A 12,471-nucleotide genomic window follows, 5' to 3' on the forward strand; every position below is an offset into this window, starting at 1 on the left:
TTAAAAATAAGGGTTTTTCCGCAAGCTTTCCTCGGGTTCGAGGTTTCGGTCATGCCTAATCCGCGCTGTTTACAGGATTTTCTCGTCCTTCATAGCCTATACCAGGGCAACCACCCAACCTATGAGGGACCAGCCTAAAAAGAGGTTTAGGGCAAAAATGGCCCCTGAATTAGCCCTTTTCTTGTTAAATGAGATGGCAAAGGGGAGAAAATAGAAAAGCGACAAAATCGTTATAAGCGTTGCGATTAGAAGACGCATCAGTTTATTTCTCTCTAACCCAGGTTTGAGTTCTGCCAAGCAAAGGAATGCCAATGTATGCACGCAGATCAACTTTGGACCCTTGATCTTTGAGGCGCATCTCTGCGCGGTAAGTTTCCCCATTATCTGGGTCAAGGATTTGACCGCCACTGAAGGAATCGCCATTTCTTTTAAGGCCAGAAAGTATCTCCATGCCCAATAAAGGTTTTCCTCTTCGAGCATCCGTACATTTATCGCATGTAGTTGCTGAATTGGGATCCAAGACTTTGGTGATTACGCCACTAAAGGAGCCGCTTTTTTCGGTAATAAGAATTATTGCGGCAGGCTGATTTGTATCGTCGTCATAGGATGTCCATGAGCCAACTATCGAGTCTGAGATTTGGGGGTAGGCGTTTGACATAACCAGATTAAGTAGGGTTATGCTCAAAAATATGTAAAAACATGCCTTTTTTAGCGATTTCATGAAATTGGGCTTTTTTATAGAGAGGTATTAGCGATTATTGCCGTTTATGAATTTAAGGAATCTTAGTCCTCTGTCGTTATAATTACTTTTTCCAACAGAGCTTAAGCGATGACCAAATACGTTTTTGTCACTGGTGGTGTGGTTTCTTCTTTAGGGAAAGGAATCGCAGCTGCCTCGCTTGCCGCGATTCTCGAATCCCGCGGCCTGAAAGTCACCCTCCTAAAATTAGACCCCTATATCAACGTTGATCCGGGAACCATGAGTCCACTCCAACACGGTGAGGTTTTTGTAACCGAAGATGGCGCAGAAACTGATTTGGACTTGGGTCACTATGAGCGCTTCGTTTCTGCGAAGATGCGTAAAAGCAATAACTTCACTACTGGCCAGATTTATGAGTCAGTGATTAGTAAAGAGCGCCGCGGCGAATATCTTGGAAAAACAGTTCAAGTTATTCCACACATTACTAATGAAATTCAGGCCTTTGTAGAGCGGGGCGCCAAGGCCAGTCACGATGGTAAGGTTGATGTTGCTATATGCGAAATCGGCGGAACTGTTGGTGATATTGAATCCCTCCCATTTTTAGAAGCTGCGCGGCAAATGAGTTTGCGCTTGCCTGTGCATGACTGTGCTTTTGTTCACCTGACCCTTGTGCCTTATATCAATAGTGCTGGTGAGTTAAAAACCAAGCCTACCCAACATTCAGTCCAAAAGCTTCGCGAGATAGGCATTATGCCAACCGTATTGCTCTGCCGTGCTGATCGCCCCATTCCAGAAGATGAGCGCGCAAAAATTTCTCTCTTCTCAAACGTTCGTGAGGAAGCGGTAATTTCTGTATGGGATGTAGACACAATCTACAAGATCCCTGAAATGCTTCACGCACAGGGAATGGATGATTTGATTTGTCGAGAGCTAGATCTCAAAGCAAAGCCAGCAGACCTCTCTGTATGGGCTAATTTAGTTTATGAAATGGCAAACCCACAACATGAAGTGACCATTGGTATGGTCGGAAAATATGTTGAGCTAACTGAATCTTATAAATCACTTATTGAAGCCTTGCGACACGCTGGCATTCATACACATACTCGAGTCAACATTAACTATATTGACTCAGAAGTCATTGAAAAAGATGGTATTGATTGTTTGCAAAACTTAGATGCTATTTTGGTTCCGGGCGGCTTTGGCAAACGCGGAACAGAAGGCAAGATCGCAGCTATTCGTTATGCCCGTGAAAACAATGTGCCTTATTTAGGCATTTGTTTAGGAATGCAATTGGCTGTGATTGAATTTGCTCGCCACGTCGCTAATCTTACTAAAGCAAACAGTACTGAATTTGATCCACAGTCCGAACAGCCTGTTGTGGCGCTGATTACTGAGTGGCTTGATAGAGAGGGCAACGTTGAAAAACGTAGCAATGACTCTGATATGGGTGGAACTATGCGACTTGGCTCACAGCGTTGTCCCGTGAAAGAGGGCACCTTGGCACACCGTATTTATGGCGCTGAAGTAAATGAGCGTCATCGTCATCGTTATGAAGTAAATAATACTTACGTGCCACAGTTGGAGCAGTCTGGCTTAATAATCTCAGCCAGAACACCTAATGAAGAGCTGCCAGAGATGATGGAGTTGCCTGCATCCATTCATCCTTGGTTCTTTGGAGTTCAGTTTCACCCTGAATTTACTTCAACACCGCGTGATGGCCATCCCCTGTTCTCCGCATTTATTAGCGCCGCACTTGAGCACCAAAAAGCTGCTGAGAAGCAAGCTGCATAAAGGAAGAATATGAGCGCATTCAAACTATGTGGATTTGATGTTGGTTTAGATCATCGCTTCTTTTTGATTGCTGGTCCTTGTGTGATTGAATCAGAGCAATCTGCGATTGATATTGCTGGCCAGTTAAAAGAGATCACATCCACATTAAAGATTCCATTTATTTATAAGTCCTCATTTGATAAAGCGAATCGTTCTTCAGGCACCTCTTTTCGCGGGCTGGGGATGGATAAAGGCTTAGAGATTTTGGCTAAAGTCAAAAAACAAGTTGATGTTCACGTGCTTACTGATGTTCATGACATTAGTGAGATTGCTGATGTAGCAAGTGTTGTTGATGTATTGCAGACACCAGCATTTTTATGTAGACAAACTGATTTTATTCGCGCCTGTGCACAAAGCGGCAAGCCTGTGAATTTCAAAAAAGGACAGTTTCTTTCGCCGCATGAAATGCTCAACGTGATTGATAAGGCTCGTGCTGCTGCAACTGAAAAAAATCTTGCTGATCAATTTATGGTGTGTGAACGCGGAGCTTCCTTTGGCTACAACAATCTTGTTTCGGACATGCGTAGCTTGGCAATTTTGCGCGAATCAAGAGCCCCAGTAGTTTTTGATGCAACGCATTCAGTTCAACTGCCTGGGGGCCAAGGCAGCTCTAGTGGTGGGCAGCGTGAATTTGTTCCGGTTTTAGCCCGTGCTGCTATGGCAGTCGGCATTAGTGGGCTCTTTATGGAGACTCACCCAGACCCAGCAAAAGCATTGTCTGATGGCCCTAATGCGGTTCCTCTGAATCGCATGAAAGAGTTGCTTGAGTCTTTAGTGGCTATAGACAACGTTGTTAAGTCAACGGGTTCATTTTTAGAAGACAGCTTTAAGTAATTATTTAAACCCATTTCATATTGTTTTAAGGAGAAGGTGCATGAGCGCCATTGTTGACATCATCGGTAGAGAAGTTTTGGATTCACGTGGCAACCCAACGGTTGAGTGCGATGTTTTGCTTGAGTCTGGCGTTATGGGCCGTGCAGCCGTACCATCAGGCGCTTCAACTGGATCACGAGAAGCAATCGAGTTGCGTGATGGCGATAAGACTCGTTACTTAGGCAAGGGTGTTCTTAAGGCAGTTCAAAATATTAATATTGAGATTGCAGAATCTATTCTTGGTCTGGATGCAAGCGAGCAGGCTTTTTTAGATCGCACCTTAATTGAACTGGATGGTACTCATAACAAAGCGCGCTTAGGTGCTAACGCAACTTTGGCTGTATCGATGGCGGTTGCTAGAGCGGCTGCAGAAGAGGCTGGCTTGCCTTTGTACCGTTACTTTGGTGGTTCAGGTGGCATGCAATTGCCGGTGCCAATGATGAATATTGTCAATGGTGGCGCGCACGCAAATAACAGCTTAGATATTCAAGAGTTTATGGTGATGCCGGTTGGTGCAGAGAATTTCCGTGATGCATTACGCTGTGGCGCTGAAATTTTCCATGAATTGAAGAAGATTTTGGGTGCTCAAGGTATGCCAACAACCGTTGGTGATGAGGGCGGCTTTGCACCAAACTTTAAGAGCAATCACGAGTGCTTGCAGACCATTATGAAGGCAATTGAAGGCGCTGGCTATCAGGCGGGTGAAGATGTAGTTTTGGCCTTGGATTGTGCTGCTAGCGAGTTCTATAAAGATGGTAAATACCATTTGTCTGGTGAAGGCCTGCAACTCAGCTCAAGCGAGTTCTCAGATTACCTTGGTAATTTAGCGGATCAGTTCCCAATCGTTTCGATTGAGGATGGTATGCATGAGGGCGATTGGGATGGTTGGGCTGATATCACAAAAAAACTCGGTAAGAAGATTCAATTAGTGGGTGATGATTTATTTGTTACCAATACCCGCATTCTCCAAGAAGGAATTGATAAGGGAATTGCAAATTCCATCTTGATTAAGATTAACCAAATTGGCACTTTGACAGAAACATTCGCTGCAATTGAAATGGCTAAACGTGCAAATTACACTGCAGTAATTTCACATCGCTCAGGCGAGACTGAAGACAGCACGATTGCAGATATTGCTGTTGGCACGAATGCTGGTCAAATCAAGACAGGCTCTTTATCTCGCTCTGATCGTATTGCTAAATACAATCAACTCTTGCGCATTGAAGAGGATTTGGGTGATGTTGCAACTTATCCAGGAAAGTCTGTTTTCTATAACCTCAAACGCTAAGTTTGAGTTATAGCTGAGCTCTTAAATAGCGTATGCGGATAGTCATTTATTCCATGCTGGTATTGCTAATTGCAATCCAGTATCCGCTTTGGCTTGGGAAGGGTGGATGGCTTAAGGTATATGAGATGGAGAGACAAGTTGAGCTTCAAGAGGCTAAAAATAGCCTCTCGGCTCTCCGTAATGCCAAACTATCTGGTGATGTAAAAGATCTCAAAGATGGAACTCGTGCCATCGAAGAACGAGCCCGTGTTGAGCACGGTTTAATTAAAGAGGGCGAGTTTTTTGTGCAAATATTGCCAGCAGATAAACCATCTGGCACACAGGCTACGAAGCAATGATTTTTTAATGTCCGCTAGATGGCGGTCTAGTAGCATCACTCAATAAATCGGTTTTAAATACCTGCAGACAATCGACCGCATCAAAGCGGTAGGGCTTTGCACAGAAATCACAAACGGTCTCTACGGCACCTTGTTCGGCAAGAATACTTTGAATCTCTTCTTCACCTAGCATCCGCAAAATATCAGCAACCTTGGTGCGAGAACATCTACAAGCGAAGCGAATAGGTCTTGCGGGGAAGCTTCGTACGCCATTTTCTGCGGACTCCTCCAAAAAGAGGCGTCTTAAAATAGTTTCCGGGGGAAGGGTGAGTAATTCTTCATTGGTAATGGTTTCTCCAAGTGCTTGAATGCGCGACCAGCCTTCGGCTGCTGTCTGTGGATCCAAATGTGCATGGCCGCCCGAATTTGGCAAGCGCTGCAGCAGTAATCCTCCTACATGGGTATCGCTTGATGTCAACCAAATGCGGGTATCTAACTGTTCAGAATTTTGCATATACAAAGCTATCGCCTCAGCAGCGCTGGTGACAGGCTTAATAATCGACCCTTGATGGTCTTGAAGGGCTACGATACCTTGGTAAGGGGCTTGTCCAGGTTCACGATCAGCGGGATCTAGGGTGATAACTAATCTTCCGCTCCCACTGACATCCAATAGCTCAGCTAGGCTTGCATCGACCCCTATCTCCGAAGGGTCAACAGACAGCTTTACTGTCGCCCGCATAGATAAATCAGACTTACATTCCACCACGAGTAGTTGAATAGGGCCCTTGCTTTGCGCTTGAATGATTAGAGTTCCATCAAATTTCAGGCTAGCGCTTAAAAGGGTGGCCGCCCCAACAAAGTCGCCTAGAATCCGACGAACGGCAGGGGGGTCATTGCGACGCTCTAAAACGGCCTGCCAGGCGCTGCCGATTGACACAATTTCCCCACGTACCGGGGCACCATCACACATAAAGACTAGTAATTCATTCATAGTCCAAAGTATCCTCGTTTTTTTAGATTTAGTCCTGGTATTCCCGACCTGAGATAATGTAAGTTATGCATATTCGTACACGATTCGCCCCTAGTCCCACGGGCTTTATTCATCTGGGAAATCTTCGCAGCGCACTCTATCCATGGGCTTTTGCGCGCCACAATAAAGGTGACTTTATTCTCCGTATCGAGGACACCGATTTAGAACGCTCCACCCAGGAGGCTGTTGATGTCATTATCGAAGGAATGGCATGGCTTGGCCTGGATTTAGATGAGGGCCCAATCTATCAAATGCAGCGCATTGATCGATATCGTGAAGTAGTTAAGCAAATGCTTGATGCTGGTTTGGCTTACCCCTGCTATATGAGTGAAGAAGAGCTCAACCGCTTACGTGATCAGCAAATGGCGAACAAGGAAAAGCCACGTTATAACGGCTTATGGAGACCGGAACCAGGTAAAACATTGCCTCACATTCCAGAGGGCGTGAATCCAGTAATTCGTTTTAAGAATCCGATTGGTGGTTCAGTTATTTGGAATGATGCCGTTAAAGGTCAAATTGAAATTAGCAATGATGAGTTAGACGACCTTGTCATAGCAAGGCCAGATGGAACGCCTACCTATAACTTCTGTGTAGTGATTGATGATATGGATATGAGTATTACTCATGTCATTCGTGGTGATGATCATGTCAACAATACCCCAAGACAAATCAACATTATGAAGGCGCTAGGTGGCACGCCCCCTGTATACGCACACTTGCCAACTGTCTTGAATGACGTTGGCGAAAAGATGAGTAAACGCAACGGAGCAATGAGCGTTCGTGACTATCAAAAAGCAGGGTACTTACCAGAGGCTATCCTCAATTACCTGGCACGCTTAGGCTGGTCACACGGCGATGCTGAAGTATTTACCAAAGAACAATTCGTTGATTGGTTTGATCTAGAAAGTTTAGGGCGCTCACCAGCTCAACATAATCCAGAAAAGTTGCTTTGGTTAAATCATCAATATATACAGAATGCGGATCCAGTAAAGTTAGCAGTAGCAACAAAACCATTTGCGCATGAGTTAGGTATTGATACCGAATCGGGGCCAGACTTTGTGCAAGTAGTGGGATTACTAAAAGATCGTGCCAATACATTGATTGAAATTGCTGAAGGGGCGAAGTTGTTTTACTTACCAGCGCCTCATTTAAGTCCTGATCAAATTAAAGAAAATATTGCGGAAGCGGTCATTCCTGCGCTAAAAGATTTAACTGAAGCAATCTCCGCTGCTGAGCCAACTAAAGAAGCTTATGCTGCTGTTTTTAAGCAAGTATTGGCAAAATACCAAATCAAAATGCCGGCCCTAGCAATGCCCGTCAGATATGCTTTATTCGCCACAACACAGACACCTGCTATCGATTCCGTATTGGTAGTTTTGGGTAAAGAAGAGGCCGTGAACAGGCTCTCCAAGGTAATTCAGTAAGGAATTTGCGCACCTGCACAAAAATAGGATAAAATCTTGGATTGTTTTGGATGTCTTGTAGTTTTATCGTGAGATTTCGGGGGTATAGCTCAGCTGGGAGAGCGCTTGCATGGCATGCAAGAGGTCAGCGGTTCGATCCCGCTTATCTCCACCAAGCATTTAAAATAGATGTATGTTGTAGTCCAGGTCCCCATCGTCTAGAGGCCTAGGACATCACCCTTTCACGGTGAGTACGGGGGTTCGAATCCCCCTGGGGACGCCAGATTATTCTGGTAGCTGTAAAGATGTATGATGTTGCGTTACTTGATGCATATGGAGCGGTAGTTCAGTTGGTTAGAATATCGGCCTGTCACGCCGAGGGTCGCGGGTTCGAGTCCCGTCCGTTCCGCCAAGACAATTAAAAAGCCCCCTTAACAGGGGGCTTTTTTCTATTCGTAGCCAGCTCTTAACTTCAGTACTTTGCGGTTATCGCTGGTAGTTGGATTCATTGCATGTTTTTCAACAGCGCTAGTTTGAGCAATAAAGTTTAAAACTTCATTCAGCACAATTTCCCGCTCGTTATCAATCGTCACAATATGGTAACTATTACCAAGCCAAATAACGCGACGTACCTCTGACTTGCAGCGCTCAAGAATTTCATTTGCAGACCATACCGAGCATGTATCGTCTTCTACAGACTGTATTAAGAGCAATCTGCAAGTAAGGTTGTGAAGACTATTTTTAACGCTTGTCATCAAGCCTTTGGCTTCATGGAGATGTCGCGCAGAGATTGAGGCAGCACCAACCTCAGACACCTTAGAAGTTTTAAATTTCTCGCTGATGCGACGACGCAAGTCGATATTCTTAACGCCAAAAGGCTCACGCTCGGAATATTCCCAGCTCCTTAAGCCAAGAAAGTAAAAAAAATCGAGAATAGGGCGATAGAAAGGCACTGACCAACCATCGTATTTAAGTACTGGTGACATGAGCACCAAAGAGGATATATCCGTCCTTTGGGTGGCAACCAAGGTGGCCAAGGTAGCACCCATGCTAATTCCCGCAAGATTGACTGCTGAATAGATTTCTTTCTGGGCATCAATGATTTGATGAAGCTCTTGTACCCAGCTATTAAATTTACTAGCTGAACTCCCAAATAAGTAGCCAGGAATGTCTGGAATCAAAACATCATGGCCAGCCGCCTCTAAAAATCGTGGAAGCTGTCCCAGCTCCAGCCCACTTCCATTAAGGCCGGGTATAAGGATGGTCAGATCATGTTTGGATTGGTTAATGACTTGCTCTAACATCGAAATATGGGCTTATTCAAATAAGATGAGTTAGGATACACCGAAATAGGTAAAAAATAATGAGACATAACTTAAATGCAAAACGTTGGTGCTCAAATAAGAGACATGGCTATTTGGTAGCAATATTTGGTGTATTGCTAGCATTTTCTCTGCGTTATATTCTTCATCCCTTTTTAGAAGGATCTCTCCCCCTATTTTTCTTTCAAATTAATACCATTGTGGTTGCATTTTTTTTTGGTCTAATGCCGGCACTCCTCACGCTTGTATTGAGCGCACCATTATTAATATTTTTCTTTATAGCACCCTTTGGAGAGTTTTCAATTCTTGATCAAAGAGATGTAACCACCTTATTTGTTTATCTCTCTTACACACTTCTAACTGGGGTGTTGGTAGAGCTTTTGCGACGCGAACAATACAACGCAAAAATGGCCTATTTGGTAAGCGAAACCAGATTAAAGTTGATGGTTGAGGGTGATCAGAAAATGCGTAGGGTTATGCATAAGTCAATTTCCAAGACTAATCTCGAGTAACTTACTTGCGACTGTTTTCAGATAAGAGGCCCTGATCTCGGTGATAAGATCAGGGCTGAGGTTTACTTCTTAGGGGTTGTGATAGATGCTGCCATGGCATCAAAGTAAATTACCTTCACTTGCTCGCCTACATTAACATCCGCTAAGAGCGCAGGATTCTTCACTGTTACGGTGGTGATCTTACCGCTAGGACCTTTAACAGAAACCAATTTCTTCTCGCGGTCAACTTCCACGATATCAGCAACAATAGTTGTTTTATTGGTAATTTTTTCAGATGGCTTCTCGTCTGCTTTAGATTTGGTAACTGTATTGGTCTCAACCTTAGTACGAATGCCATCACTCTTGGTTTTGATCAATTCAATTGCTACAGCCAATTCATAGCTTACATTGACTCGATCGCCTTTTTTGATCAGTGCAAAGTTAGTAATTTCCGGACCTGCAACAAATTTGGACTCACCTTCTTTATTCTTAAAAGTAATGGTGCGAGTTTTTTTGTCAATCTTGACCACTTCACCTTCATATAGCTGATAGCGATTGTCAGTTACAGCGGCATCGATTACGACTGGCTTTGCTGCACCAGCATTGGGAGCGGGTTGGGCATTGACCAGCGAAGTACCAGCAAAAAGGGCTGCAAGCGCTAAGGCAATTGGTGCATATTTCATATTCATTATTTTCCTTATGTATAAAAAGCTACTAAATTCAATCTTAGCCTATTTTTATGGCTAAAAATGGCCTAATGACCCTGATATTCCATGCCGAGGTCGAAATAGATATCTTTTGTTAATATCTTCCATCCCATTGATTTGCCTGATTTTGTTTATAAGGATTTGAAATGCCACAGTTTGCTGCCAATCTCACCATGCTATTTAATGAATCCCCATTTATGGAGCGATTTGAAAAGGCAGCCAATTCTGGATTTCAGGCCGTTGAATTCCTTTTTCCTTATGCGTTTCCAGCGCAAGAGATTAAGCAAAAACTCGAACAATATCAGCTTCAGTTAGTTCTTCATAATTTGCCAGCGGGTGACTGGGATGCCGGCGAACGCGGAATTGCTTGTTTGCCAGATCGCGTTGCAGAATTTCAGACTGGCGTTGGAAAGGCTATTGAGTATGCAAAAGCGCTTGGTGTGAAACAGTTAAATTGCTTGGCTGGAAAAATTCCTGCTAATGTTGATGCAGTCTTAGTGCAAGAAACATTTATTTCAAATTTGCGTTATGCAGCTGCTGAGCTCAAAAAAGCCAATATAAAACTACTGATTGAGCCAATTAACACCTTCGATATTCCCGGTTTCTATTTATCCAAGACGCAGCAGGCCATTGATATTCTCAATGAAGTTGGCTCTGATAATTTGTACATTCAATATGACATATATCATGCGCAGCGCATGGAAGGCGAGCTCTGCAAAACCCTAGAGACCAATCTTTCAAAAATTGCCCATATTCAATTAGCAGATAACCCTGGGCGCAACGAACCAGGTACTGGTGAAATTAATTATGCGCATCTATTTCAATTTATCGATAGCATTGGCTACAAGGGATGGATTGGTTGTGAATACAAGCCCGCATCCAATACCGAAGCTGGCTTAGGTTGGATTAAAGCACTTAACAAATAAATATTAATACGGAGACAACATGAGTAATCAATTAAAACTAGGATTTATTGGCCTTGGAATTATGGGTGGACCAATGGCTGGCCATCTTGTCAATGCAGGTCATAAAGTATTTATTCATACTCGTAGCAAGGTTCCTGAGGGTTTGGCAACCACGGCAGCGGTGCAATGTAATTCTCCGCAAGAAGTGGCAAGTAAAGCTGACATTATTTTCACGATGGTGCCAGATACTCCAGACGTGGAAAAAGTATTGTTTGGTGATAAGGGTATAGCTGCAGGCCTCTCCAAGGGAAAAGTGGTTGTGGATATGAGCTCCATATCACCAATTGCTACCAAAGAATTTGCTAAAAAAATTAATGCTCTCGGATGTGATTATCTTGATGCACCAGTATCTGGTGGCGAGCTTGGTGCAAAAAATGCAACGCTCTCAATCATGGTTGGCGGGGACGATAAAGTCTTTGAAATGGTGAAGCCTGTATTTGATTTAATGGGTAAAAATATTAATCTCGTAGGTGGAAATGGTGATGGCCAGACTGCAAAGGTTGCCAATCAAATTATTGTTGCTTTGAATATTGAGGCTGTAGCAGAAGCCCTTTTGTTTGCTTCTAAAGCTGGTGCAGATCCTGCAAAAGTACGTCAGGCTTTAATGGGTGGTTTTGCAAGCTCGAAGATATTAGAGGTTCATGGTGAAAGAATGGTGAAGCGCACTTTTGATCCTGGATTCAGAATTGAGCTCCATCAGAAAGACTTGAATCTTGCTCTCAATAGCGCACGGGCTCTCGGCGTCTCATTACCAAATACTGCAACGGCACAGGAATTATTCAATTCCTGTTCAGCGCACGGGGGCAAAGCTTGGGACCATTCTGCAATGGTGAAGGCCTTAGAGAAGCTTGCCAATTTTGAAATTGGGCAAAAGGCCTAAGTTAGCTCCATGTCCTCTACTTTAATAGTGTATTTGCACGGCTTTCGTTCTTCACCAAGATCAAGTAAGGCAGTCATGACGGGTGAAGCCATCAAGGCGCTATCAACTTTGGAGCATCCAATTGAATGGTATTGCCCCCAGTTATTAGCATCACCAAAAGCTAGTATGGATATGGTTGTTAAGCATATTGATGAATCGACTCATGATCGATTAATTGTGGTTGGTTCATCTTTGGGTGGTTACTACACAAATTATTTGGCCGAAAAGTATGGTTGCAAAGCTATCGCACTGAATCCTGCAGTAAGGGCTCCTAAGGAGTTAGCGTCTCATGTTGGGATGCTAACTTCATATGATACGGATGAGCCTTATGATTTTCGTCCAGAATATATTGAAGAACTCAAGGCTCTTCAGGTTGAAGTAATCAGTAACCCCACGCGCTACTTTTTGATGGCGGCAAAAGGTGATGAGCTTTTAGATTGGCAAGAAATGGTTGATTTCTACCCAGGCGCCCATCAATTGGTGCTAGAAGGCAGCGATCATGGAATTGCAGACTATTCAGAGCACTTGCCAAAAGTCTTAAAGTTTATCGATCAATAGTGGATTGATTGCCGCTTACTTCTTCTGTAAGATGAATTAAACGATTGTCGCTAATTTGCGCTGTCTAG

Annotated in this window: 14 protein-coding genes and 3 tRNA genes; 12 read left to right on the top strand and 5 right to left on the bottom strand. The window is 43.8% G+C overall.

The genetic code is table 11. The features are described from left to right. Positions 1 to 96 precede the first annotated feature (96 nt). Both ICN33_RS10505 and ICN33_RS09415 read right to left on the bottom strand, forming a co-directional pair. Positions 97 to 381, bottom strand: a complete 285-nt coding sequence (locus ICN33_RS10505) for a superinfection immunity protein (RefSeq protein WP_370623242.1) — start codon at positions 379 to 381, stop codon at positions 97 to 99. After that, complete coding sequence (locus ICN33_RS09415) at positions 263 to 658, bottom strand: DUF2147 domain-containing protein (RefSeq protein ID WP_216196324.1); 396 nt, start codon at positions 656 to 658, stop codon at positions 263 to 265. The genes ICN33_RS10505 and ICN33_RS09415 overlap by 119 nt, the downstream gene beginning before the upstream one ends. 171 nt (positions 659 to 829) lie before the next feature. On the opposite strand from ICN33_RS09415, the gene ICN33_RS09420 reads away from it, so the two are divergent. Genes ICN33_RS09420 through ftsB form a run of 4 tightly spaced genes read left to right on the top strand, consistent with a single transcriptional unit; the run spans position 830 to position 5,029 of the window. Then, positions 830 to 2,491, top strand: coding sequence for a CTP synthase (locus ICN33_RS09420; protein WP_216196325.1), 1,662 nt, complete (start codon positions 830 to 832; stop codon positions 2,489 to 2,491). 9 nt (positions 2,492 to 2,500) lie between these two features. After that, a complete protein-coding gene (gene kdsA / locus ICN33_RS09425) occupies positions 2,501 to 3,364 on the top strand; it encodes a 3-deoxy-8-phosphooctulonate synthase (protein WP_216196326.1) in 864 nt (287 codons plus the stop codon). Positions 3,365 to 3,404: 40 nt separating this feature from the next. Next, entirely contained in the window at positions 3,405 to 4,691 is a 1,287-nt protein-coding gene (gene eno / locus ICN33_RS09430; protein WP_216196327.1) for a phosphopyruvate hydratase, read from the top strand. Positions 4,692 to 4,723: 32 nt separating this feature from the next. Further along, positions 4,724 to 5,029 (top strand): cell division protein FtsB, encoded by a 306-nt coding sequence (ftsB, locus tag ICN33_RS09435; protein ID WP_216196328.1) that lies wholly within the window; start codon positions 4,724 to 4,726, stop codon positions 5,027 to 5,029. A gap of 4 nt (positions 5,030 to 5,033) precedes the next feature. Here ftsB and ICN33_RS09440 read toward each other — a convergent pair whose 3' ends face one another. Next, a complete protein-coding gene (locus ICN33_RS09440; protein ID WP_216196329.1) occupies positions 5,034 to 5,999 on the bottom strand; it encodes an Hsp33 family molecular chaperone HslO in 966 nt (321 codons plus the stop codon). 65 nt (positions 6,000 to 6,064) lie between these two features. Between ICN33_RS09440 and gltX the strand changes: the two genes are divergently transcribed. The 4 genes from gltX (at position 6,065) to ICN33_RS09460 (ending at position 7,853) form a co-directional block, all read left to right on the top strand. Next, a complete protein-coding gene (gltX, locus tag ICN33_RS09445) occupies positions 6,065 to 7,462 on the top strand; it encodes a glutamate--tRNA ligase (RefSeq protein WP_216196330.1) in 1,398 nt (465 codons plus the stop codon). Positions 7,463 to 7,540: 78 nt separating this feature from the next. Continuing rightward, positions 7,541 to 7,616: transfer RNA gene (locus ICN33_RS09450), tRNA-Ala, on the top strand. Positions 7,617 to 7,648: 32 nt separating this feature from the next. Then, positions 7,649 to 7,724 (top strand) — tRNA-Glu (locus ICN33_RS09455). 52 nt (positions 7,725 to 7,776) lie between these two features. Continuing rightward, positions 7,777 to 7,853: transfer RNA gene (locus ICN33_RS09460), tRNA-Asp, on the top strand. A 37-nt stretch (positions 7,854 to 7,890) separates the two neighbouring features. Here ICN33_RS09460 and ICN33_RS09465 read toward each other — a convergent pair. Then, positions 7,891 to 8,745: a carboxylesterase gene (locus tag ICN33_RS09465; protein ID WP_216196331.1), complete on the bottom strand. Its 855-nt coding sequence runs from the start codon at positions 8,743 to 8,745 to the stop codon at positions 7,891 to 7,893. A 59-nt stretch (positions 8,746 to 8,804) separates the two neighbouring features. On the opposite strand from ICN33_RS09465, the gene ICN33_RS09470 reads away from it, so the two are divergent. Beyond that, positions 8,805 to 9,275, top strand: coding sequence for a DUF4118 domain-containing protein (locus ICN33_RS09470; protein WP_216196332.1), 471 nt, complete (start codon positions 8,805 to 8,807; stop codon positions 9,273 to 9,275). Positions 9,276 to 9,337: 62 nt separating this feature from the next. On the opposite strand, the gene ICN33_RS09475 is transcribed toward ICN33_RS09470, so the two are convergent. Continuing rightward, complete coding sequence (locus tag ICN33_RS09475; RefSeq protein ID WP_255530792.1) at positions 9,338 to 9,937, bottom strand: hypothetical protein; 600 nt, start codon at positions 9,935 to 9,937, stop codon at positions 9,338 to 9,340. Between the two features lie 170 nt (positions 9,938 to 10,107). Here ICN33_RS09475 and hyi point away from each other — a divergent pair, with 170 nt between their 5' ends. The 3 genes from hyi to ICN33_RS09490 are packed head-to-tail and all read left to right on the top strand — an operon-like array spanning position 10,108 to position 12,403. Further along, positions 10,108 to 10,887, top strand: a complete 780-nt coding sequence (gene hyi / locus ICN33_RS09480; RefSeq protein WP_216196334.1) for a hydroxypyruvate isomerase — start codon at positions 10,108 to 10,110, stop codon at positions 10,885 to 10,887. Between the two features lie 19 nt (positions 10,888 to 10,906). Continuing rightward, on the top strand, positions 10,907 to 11,806 hold the full coding sequence (glxR, locus tag ICN33_RS09485; protein WP_216196335.1) for a 2-hydroxy-3-oxopropionate reductase: 900 nt from the start codon (positions 10,907 to 10,909) through the stop codon (positions 11,804 to 11,806). A 9-nt stretch (positions 11,807 to 11,815) separates the two neighbouring features. Further along, entirely contained in the window at positions 11,816 to 12,403 is a 588-nt protein-coding gene (locus ICN33_RS09490) for a YqiA/YcfP family alpha/beta fold hydrolase (protein WP_216196336.1), read from the top strand. The last annotated feature ends 68 nt before the right edge of the window (positions 12,404 to 12,471 follow it).

The organism is Polynucleobacter sp. UB-Tiil-W10, assembly GCF_018881605.1.
Classification (GTDB): Bacteria; Pseudomonadota; Gammaproteobacteria; order Burkholderiales; family Burkholderiaceae; genus Polynucleobacter.